This is a genomic window from Sphaerospermopsis sp. LEGE 00249 (genome assembly GCF_014299995.1).
Classification (GTDB): Bacteria; Cyanobacteriota; Cyanobacteriia; order Cyanobacteriales; family Nostocaceae; genus Sphaerospermopsis; species Sphaerospermopsis kisseleviana.
In genome coordinates, this window is record NZ_JACJUZ010000020.1 from 1 (window position 1) to 17,908 (window position 17,908).

The following is a 17,908-nucleotide window of genomic DNA, read 5'->3' on the forward strand; positions in this document are numbered from 1 at the left end:
GGGGGATCATCTATAATCCTGACTTTGAATACTCCGCAATTTCGCAGCATCTCTCATACCATAATCAGCACGGGTGAAGCGATTCAATTGCATTTCAAAAAACTCCCGATTTGCCTGTAAATGTTTAGGATTGGGATCATCTAAAGGATATAACAACGCAGTTCTTAAAGCTTGAATTACCGCAGATGTTACATTATACATTGAACGTTGGAAAGTTACACCCAACTGAATCAACATATCATCTTCACCCCGACAATGTTTTTTGTAATAATCAACTAAATATTGGGGAAGAAAATGCAACATATCCTGCATTAATAATGTGGGTGGAATACCCGCAGTACCTACAGGGAATACGTCAGCGTAAAGAATGCCATAATGGAAGTCTTTTTGGTCTTCTGGTACTTGTCCTGCTTGGGCATTATAAGACTTTGTACCTCTAAATGGTGCAGTCCGGTAAAATACAGCTTCTACATAGGGTAAAGCTGCTTCATATAACCAAGTAAAACCTTTAGATTTGGGAATGACTTCATAACATTCACCATCAACATAAACATGATGATAAATAGGACGACCGGCGATCGCAAAAATACCATTCACTAAAAAATTCATGGCATCAGGAACACCTTTAAAACCGCCTTCATCATAAATATCCGACATTTCAAAAAATACCGGTGCCATTACTTCCCAGAAAAGTCCTAAATTGGCATAATAAGACATCATCCGGCACTGTTCCAAAAACATATCAGGGAACAGTTTATAAAGTCCCAACATTAAAGGATTTTTCTTAAAGTAAGCTTTAATTGCTTTATCAGCATTAGCTTTATATTCATCAGAATCTAAATAGGCATCAAATTGATTTACAGGGGCGTACATTTTCCGATGCCATAACATCGCTTGCATACAAGCTTCTGCAAATTCCATGTTAATTCTGTCATGGAATAAATGATGTAATAACTTTGGCATTTTGCGAGTTTCACCCTTTTCCATAAATGCCAAAAGTTCAGGATGTGCTGTTGCTTCACCGCGCCAAATTCTTAAATCAGCATCATCCCCTGCATAATGATTATGTAAGTCTAAATATTCTTGAGGTAAGAAATATTTAAAAGCAGGCAGAGGATTTAAAAAGACTCTTTCCCCAATATAAAGCAAGTCGCGCCAGTAAAAATCCATCGGTACTGCGTAAGCTTTATAAATACCGATGATTTGCATTAAGTTTTCTGGTGTATCTGGCAGCATTGAACCACCAGCTTCTAGACGATGAATGACATCGGCAAATTCGTGATTTGATGGTGGTAGTTTGGTGATTGGTTTATCGGGAGTTTGTACCATTTTGATTTCCTATATTTATGAATTTATCACGCAGAGACGCAGAGGCGCAGAGAGATTTAAGAGGTTAATAAATGTACTAGATTATCTATCTTATTCCTTTTTTTCTTCTTCTCATTCTTCTCTTCCTTTGTGTTCTTCGTGCCTTCGTGGTTTTTCTCGTTTTTTCTCGTTCCCATACTCTGTATGGGAATGAATTTTAAAAGGTTCTGCCTTTTAGTTTTTTTACAGTAGAGGCAGATCCTCTGAGATAGTATTCCCAGTCTCAGACTGGGAACGAGATCAATTTTTCTGACAAGCTGACAGCTTAAAAAATTACTTCAAAGCCACTTGAGAAATTACGGTTTTTTCAGGAGTGGGAATAGCTGCTACCATTGCTGTAGTTGTGGTTTCACTCCAACGCACTAACCAGGTAGGTTGTACTCCCAAGAAAATGATCAGGGAAGCTAATATTAATGCGGGAATTTTTTCTGCCCAAACCACTCTGGGATAATAAGCTAAGTCGTTATTTAGTCTACCGAAACAGGTGCGGTTGAGAAGAATAACGAAGTAAACCGCAGTTAAACCAGAGGAAGCTACACACAATAATGTGGGGATGGGGAAGGTGGAAAAACTGCCTTGGAAAACGATAAATTCTGCAATAAAACCAGTTAAACCAGGGATACCGGCGCTGGCCATACCACCTAACACCAGTAAAGCACTGACGATAGGTAAACCGCGAATAGGACTCATTAAACCATTGAGTTTGTCTAGTTCTCTTGTTCCAACTTTGGTTTCTACAAGTCCAACTAAATGGAAGAGAATAGCCAGTATTAAACCATGACTGAACATCTGCGCTACTGCACCAACTAAGGCCAGTTTGGTACTAGCTGCGGCTGCAAGTAAAATATAGCCCATGTGTCCGATTGAACTATATGCTACCATGCGCTTGATGTCTTTTTGGGCGATCGCTACAACTGCCCCATAAATTGCACTAACAGCACCCCATATTGCTAAGGTTGGTGCTACTACATTCCAAGCTTGGGGAAATAAACCAAACCCAAATCTTAAGAGTCCATAAGTTCCTAATTTAGCTAAAATTCCACCTAATAAAATAGCAATAGGTGCGGAAGCTTCAACGTAAGCATCAGGTAGCCAAGTATGGAAAGGAATTAAAGGAATTTTGATGCCAAAACCTAAAATTATTCCTACTAATAATAACAGTTGCATTCCCGCAGACAGGTTTTGAGTATTAACCGCATCTAAGGCAAAACTATGAGAACCACTTAACCAAACTATGCCCAGGAATGTTGCTAAAATAAATGCCCCGGAAACTGCTGTATAAATCAAAAATTTCATCCCAGCATAGGCGCGTTTTTCTCCTCCCCAAATGGAAATTAATAAATAGAAAGGTATTAATTCCAATTCATAGAAAAGGAAGAAAAGTAGTAAGTTTTGGGCTAAGAAAGCACCAGCAACACCACCGCTAACTAATAAAATCAGCGAATAGAAAAGTTTAGGACGTTCGGTATTTTGGTTACTGCTGTAAATGGCTATCCAAGTTAATAAGCTGTTCAATATCAACATTAGAATTGATAGCCCATCAACACCTAATTGATAATTTAAACCCAAGGTTTCATTCCAAGGTAAATTCTCTTGAAACTGCATTCCTGGACTATTGATATCAAATTTCAGCAGGATGAAAGCATTCCACAATAGAACTACAAAGGAAAGAGTTAAAGCTACTAGTCTAGTTCTCGTTTTAGGAATGACTGTATCTGGTAAAAATCCGATAATTGCAGCGCCAATAATTGGCAACAAAATTAAAACACTTAACATAATTGGGGATTGGGGATTGGGGATTGGGGATTGGTAAAAGGTAATTATTTTATGTATGAAAATTACCAGTTACCAATTGAGTTAAATTAACTAACTAAGCTGACTTTACCGGTGTCTAAGTCGTAATAACCACCGACTATTTTGAGTTTATTAGCCTTGATTAATTCTGATAGAACTGGTGAAGATTTCAATTTTTCAACTTGTACCAAAATGTTGGCTTTACAGGCATTCTCTAATCTATCTCCTGGTTTTCCTTCAGATTTTTCTACACCTGGTTTAATTGCTTCTAATAAGCTACCAATTTGTCCTGGTACTTGAGCGCCTTTAATAGTGGCATCTACAGCACCACATCTTTCATGGCCTAGTACCATAATCAATTTTGAACCTAATACTAAGCTACCAAATTCCAGACTACCAATTTCTTCAGGTGTGGCAATATTACCCGCAACCCGACAAACAAATAAATCTCCTAAACCTTGGTCAAAAATTATTTCTGATGGTACTCTAGAATCGGCACAACCAAGAATAGAAGCAAAGGGTTTTTGACCTTTAGCAACTTCTTGTAAGCGTAAATAACTTTGGTTGCCAGAACGACGTTTTTGTTTGGCAAATCTATCATTACCATCCAGTAATGCTTTTACTGCTTCATCGGGTTTACTAACAGTTTTTGCTTCTACTGCTTCAGATGTAACTAAGTTGGAAGCCACACTGACAGCGACTCCTGCACCAATGACACCTGTTCCTAATTGGAGTAAATTTCTGCGAGAAATATTGTTTTTTTGATGTTTGTTGTTCACTTTATTATTCTTCAATTCCTCAAAAGTTAAGTTCTTATTTTAGATTGATATTGTCTATTTAAATCATAAAGATTTAAAAAACCAAATTCATGAACTGCACACCCCAGAAAGGCCATGTAACCCAAGCACCTAAAACGCTAACTCCTAATAAAACAGTGAAAGCGTAAAATTGAGTTTGTCCATTGTTGCTATATTTCAACCCTTCCCCACCTAATAAGGAGAATAAACCGACAAAATTAACAATGCCATCAACGACAAATCTATCCACCATGTCAGCTAATTTAGAAAGTTGGGCAACGCCAAAAATGATGGTCATTTTGTAAAGGTTGGGGGTGTAAAAATCGTAAGCAAGTAAATTTTGTAAACCTTGGAAGGGTAAGCGAACTGGTTTAGGAATAATGTTTCCTAAATAAATTACAGCACTAATACTGCAACCGAAAATACTTGACCAAATAAATAACAATGCCACATCTTTATTTAATGTTGCCCAACTAGGTAATAAAGATAAACTTTCCAACACTAAAGGCAGATGTAAAACAAAACCAAATAAAACCATCATTGGTAAAACCATCAACCAAATAGCTTCCGGTGAACGTTCACTCATTTGTTTGGGTTTACCACCAAAGATTAAACCAAATTCTCTGGTTAAACTAAAGGCTGTAAACACATTGACGGCAATTATTATTCCTACTAACCAAGGGTGTGTTCCCCATAAACCATCAGCTAATTTTACTAATGCCCAAAAACTTCCTAAAGGTGGGAAACCAATTAAACCCAATGTTCCCACAATAAATGCTAAACCGGAAATGGGACGACGTGACCATAAACCACCGAGTTGGGTAACGTCTTGGGTGACACTATTCCAAACTATTCCTCCGGTACTCATGACTAAAAGTGCAGCAGATAAAGCATGAGTGAGGACTAATAATAATGCGGCTTCATCCTGTTGTGTGCCTACGGCGATAAACACTAAGCCCATGTAAGCACTGACAGAATAAGATAAACAGCGTTTGATGTCAATTTGGGCGATCGCAATTAATGAACCACCAATAGCTGTAACTGCACCAATAGCTACCATTGCAGAGGAAGCTATGGGGGATAAGCTAAATACAGGTTGTAATTTAATCAGCACCCATGCACCACTGGCAACTACCACTGAGTTCCGTAAAATGGTACTGGGAACAGGTCCTTCCATTGCTTCATCCAACCACAAATGCAAGGGAAACTGAGCGCATTTACCCATTGGACCGGCAATTAAAGCCAAACAAACCAAAGTAATAATTGTCGGGTCTACTTGGGCAGTTTGCGCCCAAATTGCTAAATCTTTATAATCCCAAGTTCCTGCTAAAGTCCACAGTCCGAGAACTCCCATTAACAGGAATAAGTCACCAACCCGCTTGGTTAAAAACGCATCTCGCGCACCGGTCACAACCAAGGGTTGACTAAACCATAAACCTACCAACAAGTAAGTTCCTAAAGTGAGAATTTCTAAAACTACATAACTGAAAAATAGGTTATTACATAAAGCTAAGGCACATAAACCAGCTTCAAATAAACCTAATAAAGAATAAAATCTTCCCCAACCCCAGTCCATTTCCATATAACCCACAGCATAAACTTGGGCAAGGAAATTTAAACCCGTAATAACCATTAATGCCCCTACATTAATTGCAGAGAGTTCTAAATTAATAGTTAGTTTTAAACCTGCTGTGGATAACCAAGGAATAAATACCTCTTTAGCAGGATGATTCCAAGTACCCAGAAAGGCTATGGCAGAATGTAAAAACGCCAAAAATGTCATGACTAAGTTGACATAACCTGCCGGTCTAGGTCCAGTTTTCCTGATTATTCCCGGCGACCAAGGTAAAGCTAAAACACCACCTAATAAAGCATAGCAAGGGACCAGCCAAACGGTCTCTAGCAGGTACTGAGACATGAACTCACCTCTATATTTGCACTGAATATTGTTGCTTGTTTGTCAACAAGCGTTGATACCTGATGATGTTAACTAGAAATAATAAGGCAATTTTATTTTTGCTTAATATTGTTAGATATAGCTTACCGTTATCTCTGCCAAAAGGGAATTACTTAACTAGATAAATCCACGATATTTTATCTAATTTTTTCTTATAGTTCTATGGATTGATTTATCTGATAGTATCTATCGTATAGAATCTATGAATATACCAAGCAACAGGAAATAGCGGGAGCAAGGTCAAAAAAATTAATTCTTGCTCCTGACTCCTGTACATAAACTGCGCCAGAAAGTTTCTACTGACTTCTAGAAATTTGCAATTCTGCTATAATTGGTGCTGATGAGTTTATGTAGCTAATAGGGGCGGGTTTCATATCTCGGTAGTCGAGGATTTGAACGACAATTAAGTAAGCTATAGCTAAAAGTATAGAAATTGCACCTGTAATAATGGCGACTATTTTTGAACGGTTCATCAGAATTTCCTAAAAGTTAAAATTTGATAGTTGATAGTTGATAGTTGATAGTTGATAGTTGATAGCCTATTCCTGACTCCTGACTCCTGACTCCTGTACGGGCGAAGCATTCGGGCGTTCGCGTAGCGTGCCGAAGGCAATCAATTATCAATTTTTATCACAGGTTGTTTTCCGAATGCTTCGCCCCTACGACTCCTGACTCCTTCTTTAATGAGTTCTGTAGCTTGTTGGGCAGAAAGAGGTTTATAGAACAGATATCCTTGCACATCATCACAATTAATAGACTTTAAGAAATCTAGTTATTCAGGCTTTTCTACTCCTACAGCAATTAGTGTTAACCCCAAGCTGCGTCCCAAGTCAACTATAGCCTTGATGATATGAGCTACTTTAGCATCTCTGGCCAATTCTTTGATAAAAGACCGATCAATTCCATGCAGATGAAAGGGTTTTTCCAAGGTTTGTAAAATTCTGGGAGCTACTTGAGCTACTTATTCCTGATGATTCAATACAGCAAAATAACTATGAGATACACCCGACTTAAAGCCTGTAAAATAGACAGTGCCGACACTTCTAGAATAAAGCAGGAAGAAAAAGTCGACTTTTGTTCGCATTAGTTAGGGCTTGTCGAATAAATGTAAAACCTAGATAGAGTTAGCCGTTTTGTATCGGCTGACGGCAAGGAACAGCATCAGAAACACTGAGAGAATTATTGCCTGGAGGTGAAGGAGATGCTTCTGGTGTCATGGGTGCGGCTAACTCTCCAGAAGCAGCGTTTTCTGTTTCATCACTCATAATCGGTGGACGAATGGCGCTAATAACTGTCTTGATGACAACAGCACAAGGAACCGCCACAATCACGCCCAAAAGTCCGCCGATTCTTGCCCCAGTCAAAACGGAAATGAGTATCCAAACTGGATTTAAACCTGTAAAACTTCCTAAAATCCGGGGTGCAATGATATTTTCCAGAATTTGCTGCACGATGACTGCGGCGGCTAAGACTCTAGCACCCATCCAAAAGTCTTGTAGGGAGACTAACAAAGTTGTCATGGCGATACCCACAGAACCACCAAAGGGGATTAGCGCCATAATGCCGATAGTTAAGCCAAACAACAACCCAAATGGCACTTTCAACCACAAAAAGGTGGGAATCAGAGCCGAGGCCATACAAGTAGATAAAATCAACTGGGTGATAAAGAAGTTTTGAAAACTTAGGCGTACTGTTCGGGAAAAAGGTTCACGAAATTTAGTAGGGAGCCATTCTACTAAGCTTTGCCAAAGTTCACCGCCATGTTGCAATAGATAGAAAGTCAAAACCATCGTTAACAGAAAGTCTAACAAGCTGGTAAAGGTGACGACAGCGAGATTTAATACTTGTCCGGCTATAGCTTGCAGTTGACTCTTGACGCGATCATTAATTTGCACGACGATAGCATCAAGATTAATCGGTAAGCCCATCATCTCGGCTTTCTCATTTAAAATCATTAACTGCGATCGCCCAGAGTCTATCAACTCTGGTAAACGGGCTACTAACTGCTGGGCTTGAGTTAGGGCTAGAGGAAAGAGGGTGACACCCAGCGCCAATAAAATTGATAAAGCTGATAAAAATACCAAAATGGCGACTTGTTCTCGTCTTGCACCGTGCTTTTCCATCCAACTTACTGGGTAGTTAAGCAGAAATGCCAGCACTGAGGCTCCGACTAAAATGACTATCAAAGAGTGGAAATAATGAAAAATTGCCGATATCGCCCAACCATTGAGAACTAATAGAGGAGCGAATAGCGCGATCGCCCCGATTCGCGCTACTGGTGTAAATGTTTGCCACCAGTCAAGTAGCTTTTGTGTCTGCATTTTTAGCTGATTGGGGATAGAACTAAATACAACTTAAGCTAAATTCTTGTTTACAGACTATTATCTCTAACTATATGAATCTTATGTCTTCCTCTGGTTTATGATGAGACCCTCCACAATGGAAAATCTACCACCTATTGATAATTACCCACCTGCTCCAGAAACTGCCACTTCTAAAAAATTGCTGCTTTTATACTTGATTCCTGTCATCGGCTTTTTTCCTTCCCTTTGGACTCTCTATCGCCATGAGGGTAGTCGGGAACAACTGGCCGTGAGTCGTCTGTCCATTACCTTGGGCTTTACATGGATGTTAGGGTACTTGCTGTTAGCAACTGGGGCAGCTACTTCAGATTTTTTTACACTCCGGTTGTTAATTCTTAACAGTTTTCTCACATCTGGTTACTTTTTAGTGAGTGTTTGGTTAATTTTTCGTGTCATTCAAGGCAGGTCTTATCGTTTGCCTGGATTCAGTAGTTTTGCCGAGCGAATACTGCGTAAATAGTAAATTTACATTTGTTCATGTTTTTAACAATCTGAGGATTGATACCAGCATTTATAGGTAATCTACCCACCAATATCATCAAATAATCAAATTTGGTTTATTATTGCCATACTTCCATAAACTACTTCCATCAACTTCCCGGATGATCAAAAAATCAACAGAAATGCAGGTAAAGGTCTTGTAGTATCTACGATAGGTAAGTAAGTAGACAATACCAAGAATTATCCATCATGGTCTAATTTATTTACATATATTGAGTTGGTATTGAGTAAGCAAATTTACGGTATTTTAGCAGTCAGTGTGAGGAAATCTGTGACTAGTCAAAGAACATCAGCAGCAGGCAAAAAATCAGCGAAAGCTAAAGCTAAAGGCAAAAACTCTCGCAAATCAAAATCAGGTCGCTGGCTATGGTTTGCGGTGGGTATGGGCGGGATAGCAATGGTCTCAGGTATGGCAGGGGCTTTGTTGGCTGTTTCTTGGGATAGTACACCTTTGCAGCAAGCTCAGTTAAGTGCTAAGGAGGCAGCAGTTTTTGATAGCGATCGCATTTCTGGCAATGGCTTCCAATTTTCTCAATTAACTCGCCCTGTGAATATCTTGGTGATGGGGATGAGTGTACTGCCTCCAGATATCCAAAATCCACCTATTGAAACCCAAGGACTTAGATATCTACCCCAAGTTAATTCTTTTGACGGTCTTGCTGATGTCATGCTCTTGATCAAGTTTGATCCAGATACCAAAAAAATAGTTATGCTTTCCATTCCCAGAGATACCCGGACAGAGGTTGAAGGGTTTGGGTTGAAAAAAATTAACGCCGCCAATGTCGATGGTGGACCGGCTTTAACTGCTAAAACTGTCAGCAATCTCTTGGGAGGCGTGGGAATTGATCGTTATGTCCGCATTAATGTCTTGGGTGTTGGCAAGTTAATTGATGCCTTGGGTGGTGTAACTGTCTATGTCCCCAAAGATATGAAATATAAGGATGATTCTCAACATTTATATATTAATTTAAAGGCTGGTAAACAGCATTTGGCAGGTGATCAAGCACTACAATTACTCCGGTTTCGCCATGATGAACTCGGAGATATTGGCAGGATTCAACGGCAACAAATGGTATTACGTGCCTTGATTGAACAAAGTCTTAATCCAGCAACATTAACACGATTACCAGAAATTCTAGAAACAGTGAGAGAACATATTGATACTAACTTATCTGTTGAGGAACTTGTGGCTTTGGTTGGTTTTGGGGCGCGAACCAATCGCTCTAATATGCAGATGTTAATGCTTCCCGGTCGTTTTAGTGAAAAACATGAGTATGAGGCTAGTTATTGGATACCCGATCCACAAATAATTAATAAATTAATGGTGCAAAACTTTGGTTTAGAATCAACATCAGTTGATTCTGAAATCACTGATCCCTCTCGGCTACGGATCGCAATTCAAGATAGTACAGGTGGCGATCGCTCTCAAATTCGTCCCTTAATTGCAGCTTTAGAACAAGCTGGATATCGTAATATCTTTATTTCTCGACCTTGGGGTGAACCTTTGGATACTACTCACATTGTTGCTCAACAAGGTGATAGTGATAGTGCTGAATCTATTCGTAATACTTTAGGTTTTGGAGAAGTGCGGGTTGAAAGCACTGGTAATATCGCCTCTGATATTAGTATTCAAGTAGGTCAAGATTGGTTACTACATAAACCAGTGTTTGAAAATATGGTTAGGTGACAGGTGACAGGAAGATGGGGAGTTGGGGAGTTGGGGAGATTTATTCTGTCTCCTGAACTCCTGAACTCCTAAGAAAAATCTACCAAGATGCAGCTTTACGTCTCTTGTAGGGAACGCCAGTAAACGGTTGAAAACCAGTGACAGGATAAGCGTCATCTGTAGGGCTAAAAATTCGCATGAAGGCTTCAGAAATAAATTGGGTCATACTAGCAAGCATTCTGGAGATAAACATAATCTAAGACTCCTTTTTTATGCCCTTTATCTGAGATATCTATTACTTTTACTTTAATGCTGATATTTGTTGGTTGCTCATATTCGCAATATATTTATATTTTACGCAATGTTTTTTTAGATTGCTTTGCAATACTTCATTGAGTTGAAGAATCACACTTTTTCTTTTAATTCTAATTGTAAATTCTTGGCGAGTAATCGGGTATTTTTCTGACATAATTATTAGTCTTACCATTAAAAACTGTGAAATAATAGATATATAAAGATATATAAAGATATATAAAGATTAATTTGCCTTGATTGGCAAGGTTTTCAGGCATCATCTTTTCTATACTTGACATTAATTATGGTATGATTTACCATAATAAGAGAAGCACTCTTAGTAGGACGCTTTCAGATGACAGCTTTTGCAAATGTTGATGATGACAAGTACAGATACCAAAACCCAGAATTGAATCTTTGTCCTGAAAATTATAGTTTGCTGACAGACCTTTACCAGCTAACAATGGCAGCTTGTTACACAGGTGAAGGAATAGAACAAAAACGAGCCAGCTTTGAATTATTTGTGAGACGCTTACCTGAAGGGTTTGGCTATTTAATAGCGATGGGTTTGGCGCAAGCTTTGGAATATTTAGCTAATTTTCGTTTTAATTCCGCCCAAATTGCCGCTTTACAAAGAACGGGTATATTTTATCATGCACCTGAGCGTTTTTGGTCATTATTAACAGAGGGTGGTTTTATTGGGGATGTGTGGGCAGTCCCAGAAGGAACTGCTGTATTTGCCAATGAGCCATTATTAAGAGTTGAAGCGCCTTTATGGCAAGCACAAATAGTAGAAACTTATCTTTTAAATACACTTAATTATCAAACATTAATCGCTACCAAGGCTGCTAGATTACGTGATATTGCTGGGAAAAAAGCAACACTTTTAGAATTTGGCACACGCAGAGCTTTTAGTCCTCAAGCTTCTTTATGGGCTGCAAGGGCAGCTTTAGCAGGTGGTTTAGATGCCACTTCCAATGTGTTAGCAGCATTACAACTAGGTGAAAACCCAAGTGGTACAATGGCTCACGCTTTAGTAATGGCGTTATCAGCTTTAGAAGGAAGTGAACAACAAGCGTTTACAGCTTTTCATCAATATTTTCCGGGTGCGCCTTTATTGATTGATACTTTTGATACTGTTGCTGCTGCTGAAAAGTTAGCTAAAAAGGTAAATAGTGGGGAAATGACATTAACTGGGGTGAGGTTAGATTCTGGTGATTTAGTTAGTTTATCAAAACAAGTGCGATCGCTCCTACCACAAATTACAATTTTTGCCAGTGGTGACTTAGATGAATGGGAAATACAAAGATTAAAAAATCAAGGTGCAGAAATTGATGGTTATGGTTTAGGCACAAAGTTAGTAACAGGTTCTCCTGTAAATGGAGTTTATAAATTAGTAGACATTGATGGTATTCCGGTGATGAAAATGTCTAGCGGTAAGTTTACTTATCCTGGTAAAAAACAAATTTTTAGGTTTTTGGTTGATGGTAAATTACAATCTGATAGATTAGGTTTATTAGATGAAAATTCTGGAAAAGAAAAACCTTTATTAGAGTTAGTGATGAAATCAGGTAAGCAGATAAAACCAACAGAAAATTTACAAACTATTCGAGAAAGAAGCGCATTATCTGTAGCGAGTTTACCCCAGGAAACAAGAAGTTTAGAAAATCCAATTTCTGTAAAAGTAGAAATTTCGGAAATGCTGCATGAGTTGAAGGAAAAGACTAAGAAACTAACCGCAAAGAACGCAAAGGACGCAAAGTAAGATGAAAAAGATCGCTTTATTCGGAACAAGTGCTGATCCACCAACTGCGGGACATCAAAAAATTATTAAATGGTTATCTCAACATTATGATTGGGTAGCGGTTTGGGCTGCTGATAATCCTTTTAAAGAGCAACAAACTCCTTTACCTCATCGTGCAGCGATGTTGAATTTGTTAATTACAGATATTCAAGCACCATTAGGTAATATTAGTTTGGAACAAGAATTAAGTAGTTGGCGAACTTTGGAAACATTAGAAAAAGCGAAATTAAGATGGGGTAATGATGTCGAATATACCTTAGTAATTGGATCAGATTTAGTTATTCAATTACCAAGATGGTATCATATTGAAGATTTATTAAAACAAGTGAAATTGTTGGTGATTCCGCGTCCTGGATATGTAATAGATAATATTAGTTTGGAAAAAATTAGGGAATTAGGAGGAAAAATTGCGATCGCTAGTTTAACCGGTTTAGATGTTTCCTCTACCGCTTTTCGTGAACAAAAAGACCATCAAACTCTCACACCCCCTGTTATAGATTATATTTATCGGGAGAAATTGTACGTTTAAATGCCACTACGTAACCATAAGAAAATCTCAAATTCCACACTTCAACAAACTTTGGCTGATTTTAAAGTCGGTGTGGATAATGTCATATTTTCTGTAGATACTACCAAAAATCGGCTGTTAGTTTTATTAGTAATGCGACACCAAGAACCATTTTTAAATTCTTGGAGTCTCCCTGGTACTTTAGTTAGACAAGGAGAATCTTTAGAAGATGCTGCTTATCGCATTATGGCAGAAAAAATAAAGGTTAATAATCTTTATTTAGAACAACTTTATACTTTTGGTGGTCCAAACCGTGACCCCAGAGAAGAAATTAATAGTTATGGAGTGCGTTATTTATCAGTTAGTTATTTTGCTTTAGTTCGGTTTGAAGAAGCAGAATTAATTGCTGATAAAGTTGCGGGTATTGCATGGTATCCCGTTAAACAAATACCTCAGTTAGCATTTGATCATAATGAAATTATCACCTATGGACACAGAAGACTGAAAAATAAATTAGAATATAGTCCCGTAGCATTTGATGTTTTACCAGAAACCTTTACTTTAAATGACTTATATCAGTTATACACCACAGTTTTAGGAGAAAACTTTTCTGATTATTCAAATTTTCGAGCGCGTTTATTGAAACTTGGTTTTTTATTAGATACAGGAATTAAAGTATCAAGAGGTGCAGGTCGTCCCGCGAGTTTATATAAATTTGATGCAGAAGCTTTTGCGCCGTTTAAGGATAAACCTTTAGTTTTTATTTAAATTAGGTGACAGGTGACAGGTGACAGTTAATAGAGAATAGATAAAAATTAGTTACAAATCACCAATTACCAATCACCAATTCCCAATTACCAATTACCTATTCCCTTGTCTTATGAAAATTGCAATTGCCCAACTTAACCCTATCATCGGTGACTTAACAGGAAACACTCAAAAAATCCTGGAAGTTGCACAACAAGCAGCAGCAAATAATGTCCGTTTATTATTAACACCTGAACTGTCTTTATGTGGTTATCCACCCAGGGATTTATTATTAAATCCTAGTTTTGTGAAATCAATGGATATCACATTAAAAAAATTAGCTCAAGATTTACCAGCTAATTTAGCTGTTTTAGTGGGAACTGTAGTTAAAAATAAAGATGCTCATATTACAGGGGGTAAAACTTTATTTAATAGTATTGCTTTATTAGAAGCAGGAAAAATTAAACAATATTTCCACAAGCGACTATTACCAACTTACGATGTATTTGATGAAAATCGCTATTTTGAACCAGGATTGCAAGCTAATTATTTCGCTTTAGATGATATCAATATTGGTGTGACTATTTGCGAAGATTTATGGAATGATGAGGAATTTTGGGGAAAACGTCATTATGCAGTTAATCCCATTGCTGATTTATCCCTTTTAGGTGTAGATTTAATTGTCAATTTATCTGCTTCTCCTTATACAGTTGGTAAGCAGAAGTTACGAGAAGCAATGTTAAAACATAGTGCAGTCAATTTTCAACAGTCAATTATTTACACTAATCAAGTTGGTGGAAATGATGATTTAATATTTGATGGACGTAGTTTTGCTGTAAATAATCAGGGTGAAGTTATTTGTCGTGCTAAAGGTTTTGAAACAGATTTTTTAACTATTGAATTTGATGAACAAATGCGCGATTTACAGTTAGATTCTATTTCCCCAGTTTATGAATCTGAAGATCAGGAAATTTGGCAAGCTTTGGTTTTAGGTGTGCGAGATTATGTGAAAAAATGCCGTTTTTCTCAAATTGTTTTAGGTTTAAGTGGTGGTATTGATTCCGCTTTAGTTGCTGCTATTGCGACAACTGCATTAGGTAAAGAAAATGTTTTGGGTGTATTAATGCCTTCTCCTTATAGTTCTGAACATTCTGTGAGTGATGCTTTAAAATTAGGGGAAAATTTAGGAATTAAAACTCAAATTTTACCCATTGGGGAATTAATGCAAAGTTTTGATCATACTTTAGCTGAATTATTCACAGGTACAGAATTTGGTATTGCGGAGGAAAATATTCAATCTCGCATTCGTGGTACTTTGTTAATGGGGATATCTAATAAATTTGGACATCTGCTTTTATCTACTGGAAATAAATCAGAAATGGCTGTAGGTTATTGTACACTTTATGGTGATATGAATGGCGGTTTAGCTGTCATTGCAGATGTGCCAAAAACCCGTGTTTATTCTATTTGTAATTGGTTAAATACCCATCATCAAAAAGAAATTATCCCTCAACATATCATCAAGAAAGCACCAAGTGCAGAGTTAAAACCTGGTCAAGTTGATCAAGATTCTTTACCAGCTTATGACATATTGGATGATATTTTAGAACGGTTAATTAATAAACATCAATCAGCAGCAGAAATAGTTAACGCAGGTCATGATCAAGTAATAGTAAATAGGGTGTTAAAACTGGTTTCTATTGCGGAATTTAAACGCCGTCAAGCACCCCCAGGATTGAAAATTACTGATCGTGCTTTTGGTACTGGTTGGAGAATGCCTATTGCTGCTAATAAAAATGGGTAAATACTCATTGATGTGACACATAGTCCGTAGACTGATAGTCCATAGACATTGAAAATTGTCTGATGGATAAATCAAAACAAAAGATTCTTAATGCTTTAGGTTATCTAGTCAGACAACACAGAACAGAGTTAGGAATTTCTCAAGAAGAGTTAGGACTACGTGCTAACTTAGACCGCACATACATCTCTGGTGTAGAACGTGGAGTGAGAAACCCTTCTCTAACTGCGCTTGTCAGTCTTGCAGATGGCTTAGGTATTAGTGTTTCTGTTCTTCTGCAAAATCTGGAAATTGAAGCTGATAAAAGATAAAATAAAGTGACAAACCAAAGAAATTTAGTAGAAACTATTCAAGCTCAATTCAGACAAAACTCAACTCAGTTAAAAGTTTTTAATCTTCTATCAGACCAAAAATGGCATTGTCGAGAATGTGAAGGTAAAAATATAGGATCAACTCAATATGCAGGTGGTGGAGGTATTCAAGGGTTACAAAGGGGTACAAGAAGTCGTCCTGGTTTAGTAATTGAAACAGAAAAGAATTACTGCTTAACTTGTCAACAAATACGCTTAGGAGATCGCTGGACAGGAGAAATAAAATCAGCTAATTCAGCTGCTAATATTCCTGCTTCGTTAGTTAAGAAAATTCTCGAAGTTTATTCATATACAGATGTCATAGAACAAAGACAAAGAGAAAAACATGAGTTAGTAATTGACCATCGTTTTCCTATGGAACGTTGGGGAGAAAGTGAAGCTCCACATTTAACATCTATGAGTGAAGAAGAAATTAGAAAAAAGTTTCAATTACTCAAAAAAGATGCTTCTGGAAATCACAATCTTTTAAAATCGAGAAGTTGTGAACGCTGTATTAAAACTGGTAAACGCGGTACACCTTTTGGGATTAAATTCTGGTATCAAGCAAGTGAAGATTGGCCTTCCCAACATCAACGAGGTGATAAAGCTGAGGAAGGTTGTATTGGTTGTGGGTGGTATGATTTTGAAACTTGGCGTAATGCACTTAACCAAAAACTATCTCAGATTGCTCACAATGAAGGAATTTAACAGGTTTTTTTGTGTTACTTGCAATATCATTCAAGTAAGGAATCATAGCATAACCAATACATTCTGCTAAACGTGGTGGAACAGCATTACCAATTTGCCACATAGCTTTTTTCATAGTACCTTCAAAAATAAATGAATCAGGAAATGTTTGTAATCTGGCCATTTCTCTAGCGGAAATCACACGGTTTAAATAAGGGTGAATATGTGTACCACCATGATTTTCTTTTACAGTCATACTCGGTTTACCAGGATATTGTCTTTTGAAAGCATCAGCATATTTTTCATATAAAGAACCACCAGGAGGAACTTTTGCTAAACGTTCCATGTATTCCTGTGAATGTTGAGTCCACTCGTGATTAATTTCTGGTATGGGAGTATATTCTGGTAAATCAGAAATTGCTGATTCTATAGGTTTATATTCTTCTGGTTTTAATTGTGCTTGAGGATAGGGATTTGGCATTCCAAATCTATTAGCAATAAAAATTGCTCTTGGTCTAATTTGTGCTACTCCATAAGCAGCAGATTCGAGAATTGCTACAGAAATATTAGGATAGCCAATAGACTCAAAAGCTTCAAAAATTGCTGTTTTTACATCCCCTTTTTGAATTGTTAAAATACCCGGCACATTTTCCATAACTACGTACCAAGGGCGTATTTCGGAAACAACACGCACAAATTCATAAAATAATCTATTTCTAGGATCTTTAGGATCACGTTTTCCTGCTACTGAAAATCCTTGACATGGTGGACCACCAACCACAATATTAATTTCAGATGAATCTATTTTTTGCAGCCATTCTTGGGGAGAAAATTTTTCAATATCTCCACAGAAATGATGACAATTGGGGAAATTTATTTGATGAGTTGCAGACGCAATGGGATTAATTTCTACACTAGCTAATGGTGTAAATCCTGCTTGGAATAACCCTTGGGTAATTCCTCCAGCACCACAAAAAAGATCCACAAAATTATATTGAGATAATGGAAGTTGTGGGGTATTAACATCAATAAATATTTTGTATGGATCAGAATTATCTTGATCTAGTTGACGCTGAATACGCTCATAACGTCCTAACTTCGTTTTTTTTTGTTTTTTGTTAAGATGATGCTCATCTTCGTTAGGTAAAAAAGAAAGTTGTGTTCCTTGCATTGAACAAATTGAACCATTTATATAAAGTTTGTTTCTATTGTGACATATAGTCTACAATAAATCAAGCTTCATACAAAATAAAAATTATTTAATTGCTAAT

Annotated in this window: 16 protein-coding genes and 1 pseudogene; 8 read left to right on the forward strand and 9 right to left on the reverse strand. The window is 37.4% G+C overall.

The features are described from left to right. Positions 1-6: 6 nt before the first annotated feature. From H5968_RS09155 to H5968_RS09185, 7 genes and pseudogenes are all read right to left on the reverse strand, one after another. Entirely contained in the window at positions 7-1,329 is a 1,323-nt protein-coding gene (locus H5968_RS09155; RefSeq protein ID WP_187039699.1) for a CO2 hydration protein, read from the reverse strand. Positions 1,330-1,641: 312 nt separating this feature from the next. Beyond that, entirely contained in the window at positions 1,642-3,144 is a 1,503-nt protein-coding gene (locus H5968_RS09160) for an NADH-quinone oxidoreductase subunit M (RefSeq protein WP_187039700.1), read from the reverse strand. Positions 3,145-3,230: 86 nt separating this feature from the next. After that, the gene (locus H5968_RS09165; protein WP_187039702.1) at positions 3,231-3,941 is read right to left on the reverse strand and encodes a carbonic anhydrase; all 711 of its coding nucleotides are present in this window, start codon (positions 3,939-3,941) and stop codon (positions 3,231-3,233) included. Between the two features lie 73 nt (positions 3,942-4,014). Continuing rightward, positions 4,015-5,877 carry an NAD(P)H-quinone oxidoreductase subunit F gene (locus H5968_RS09170; protein WP_096566599.1) on the reverse strand — a complete coding sequence of 621 codons (1,863 nt, stop codon included), beginning with the start codon at positions 5,875-5,877 and terminating at the stop codon, positions 4,015-4,017. A gap of 335 nt (positions 5,878-6,212) precedes the next feature. Then, the gene (locus tag H5968_RS09175) at positions 6,213-6,389 is read right to left on the reverse strand and encodes a hypothetical protein (protein WP_187039704.1); all 177 of its coding nucleotides are present in this window, start codon (positions 6,387-6,389) and stop codon (positions 6,213-6,215) included. Positions 6,390-6,529: 140 nt separating this feature from the next. Continuing rightward, positions 6,530-6,835 (reverse strand): annotated as a pseudogene (locus H5968_RS09180) (EAL domain-containing protein); the annotation flags it as partial. Between the two features lie 205 nt (positions 6,836-7,040). After that, a complete protein-coding gene (locus H5968_RS09185) occupies positions 7,041-8,237 on the reverse strand; it encodes an AI-2E family transporter (protein WP_187039705.1) in 1,197 nt (398 codons plus the stop codon). Between the two features lie 118 nt (positions 8,238-8,355). On the opposite strand from H5968_RS09185, the gene H5968_RS09190 reads away from it, so the two are divergent. Further along, positions 8,356-8,739, forward strand: coding sequence for a hypothetical protein (locus tag H5968_RS09190; RefSeq protein WP_187039706.1), 384 nt, complete (start codon positions 8,356-8,358; stop codon positions 8,737-8,739). A gap of 312 nt (positions 8,740-9,051) precedes the next feature. Next, positions 9,052-10,467: an LCP family protein gene (locus H5968_RS09195; RefSeq protein WP_187039747.1), complete on the forward strand. Its 1,416-nt coding sequence runs from the start codon at positions 9,052-9,054 to the stop codon at positions 10,465-10,467. Positions 10,468-10,546: 79 nt separating this feature from the next. On the opposite strand, the gene H5968_RS09200 is transcribed toward H5968_RS09195, so the two are convergent. After that, positions 10,547-10,699: a nicotinate phosphoribosyltransferase gene (locus tag H5968_RS09200; RefSeq protein ID WP_096566607.1), complete on the reverse strand. Its 153-nt coding sequence runs from the start codon at positions 10,697-10,699 to the stop codon at positions 10,547-10,549. A gap of 396 nt (positions 10,700-11,095) precedes the next feature. Here H5968_RS09200 and H5968_RS09205 point away from each other — a divergent pair, with 396 nt between their 5' ends. The 6 genes from H5968_RS09205 (at position 11,096) to H5968_RS09230 (ending at position 16,658) form a co-directional block, all read left to right on the forward strand. Continuing rightward, the gene (locus tag H5968_RS09205; RefSeq protein ID WP_187039707.1) at positions 11,096-12,505 is read left to right on the forward strand and encodes a nicotinate phosphoribosyltransferase; all 1,410 of its coding nucleotides are present in this window, start codon (positions 11,096-11,098) and stop codon (positions 12,503-12,505) included. A 1-nt stretch (position 12,506) separates the two neighbouring features. Next, the gene (locus H5968_RS09210; RefSeq protein ID WP_187039708.1) at positions 12,507-13,073 is read left to right on the forward strand and encodes a nicotinate-nucleotide adenylyltransferase; all 567 of its coding nucleotides are present in this window, start codon (positions 12,507-12,509) and stop codon (positions 13,071-13,073) included. Beyond that, positions 13,074-13,820: an NUDIX domain-containing protein gene (locus tag H5968_RS09215; protein WP_187039709.1), complete on the forward strand. Its 747-nt coding sequence runs from the start codon at positions 13,074-13,076 to the stop codon at positions 13,818-13,820. Positions 13,821-13,932: 112 nt separating this feature from the next. Beyond that, positions 13,933-15,603 carry an NAD+ synthase gene (locus H5968_RS09220; protein ID WP_187039710.1) on the forward strand — a complete coding sequence of 557 codons (1,671 nt, stop codon included), beginning with the start codon at positions 13,933-13,935 and terminating at the stop codon, positions 15,601-15,603. Between the two features lie 62 nt (positions 15,604-15,665). Then, positions 15,666-15,911, forward strand: a complete 246-nt coding sequence (locus H5968_RS09225) for a helix-turn-helix domain-containing protein (RefSeq protein WP_187039711.1) — start codon at positions 15,666-15,668, stop codon at positions 15,909-15,911. A gap of 6 nt (positions 15,912-15,917) precedes the next feature. Further along, a complete protein-coding gene (locus H5968_RS09230; RefSeq protein ID WP_096566621.1) occupies positions 15,918-16,658 on the forward strand; it encodes a restriction endonuclease in 741 nt (246 codons plus the stop codon). Here H5968_RS09230 and H5968_RS09235 read toward each other — a convergent pair. After that, entirely contained in the window at positions 16,615-17,808 is a 1,194-nt protein-coding gene (locus H5968_RS09235; protein WP_187039712.1) for a DNA cytosine methyltransferase, read from the reverse strand. The two genes, H5968_RS09230 and H5968_RS09235, sit on opposite strands and share 44 nt — an antisense overlap. Between the last annotated feature and the right edge of the window lie 100 nt (positions 17,809-17,908).

Excerpts from the sequence above, each read along its gene's own strand:
- H5968_RS09170 (WP_096566599.1), bottom strand. The coding sequence starts at position 5,877 with ATGTCTCAGTACCTGCTAGAGACCGTTTGGCTGGTCCCTTGCTATGCT.
- H5968_RS09235 (WP_187039712.1), bottom strand. The coding sequence starts at position 17,808 with ATGCAAGGAACACAACTTTCTTTTTTACCTAACGAAGATGAGCATCAT.
- H5968_RS09210 (WP_187039708.1), top strand. The coding sequence starts at position 12,507 with ATGAAAAAGATCGCTTTATTCGGAACAAGTGCTGATCCACCAACTGCG.
- H5968_RS09225 (WP_187039711.1), top strand. The coding sequence starts at position 15,666 with ATGGATAAATCAAAACAAAAGATTCTTAATGCTTTAGGTTATCTAGTC.
- H5968_RS09220 (WP_187039710.1), top strand. The coding sequence starts at position 13,933 with ATGAAAATTGCAATTGCCCAACTTAACCCTATCATCGGTGACTTAACA.
- H5968_RS09190 (WP_187039706.1), top strand. The coding sequence starts at position 8,356 with ATGGAAAATCTACCACCTATTGATAATTACCCACCTGCTCCAGAAACT.
- H5968_RS09160 (WP_187039700.1), bottom strand. The coding sequence starts at position 3,144 with ATGTTAAGTGTTTTAATTTTGTTGCCAATTATTGGCGCTGCAATTATC.
- H5968_RS09185 (WP_187039705.1), bottom strand. The coding sequence starts at position 8,237 with ATGCAGACACAAAAGCTACTTGACTGGTGGCAAACATTTACACCAGTA.
- H5968_RS09155 (WP_187039699.1), bottom strand. The coding sequence starts at position 1,329 with ATGGTACAAACTCCCGATAAACCAATCACCAAACTACCACCATCAAAT.
- H5968_RS09215 (WP_187039709.1), top strand. The coding sequence starts at position 13,074 with ATGCCACTACGTAACCATAAGAAAATCTCAAATTCCACACTTCAACAA.
- H5968_RS09200 (WP_096566607.1), bottom strand. The coding sequence starts at position 10,699 with ATGTTTATCTCCAGAATGCTTGCTAGTATGACCCAATTTATTTCTGAA.
- H5968_RS09205 (WP_187039707.1), top strand. The coding sequence starts at position 11,096 with ATGACAGCTTTTGCAAATGTTGATGATGACAAGTACAGATACCAAAAC.
- H5968_RS09175 (WP_187039704.1), bottom strand. The coding sequence starts at position 6,389 with ATGAACCGTTCAAAAATAGTCGCCATTATTACAGGTGCAATTTCTATA.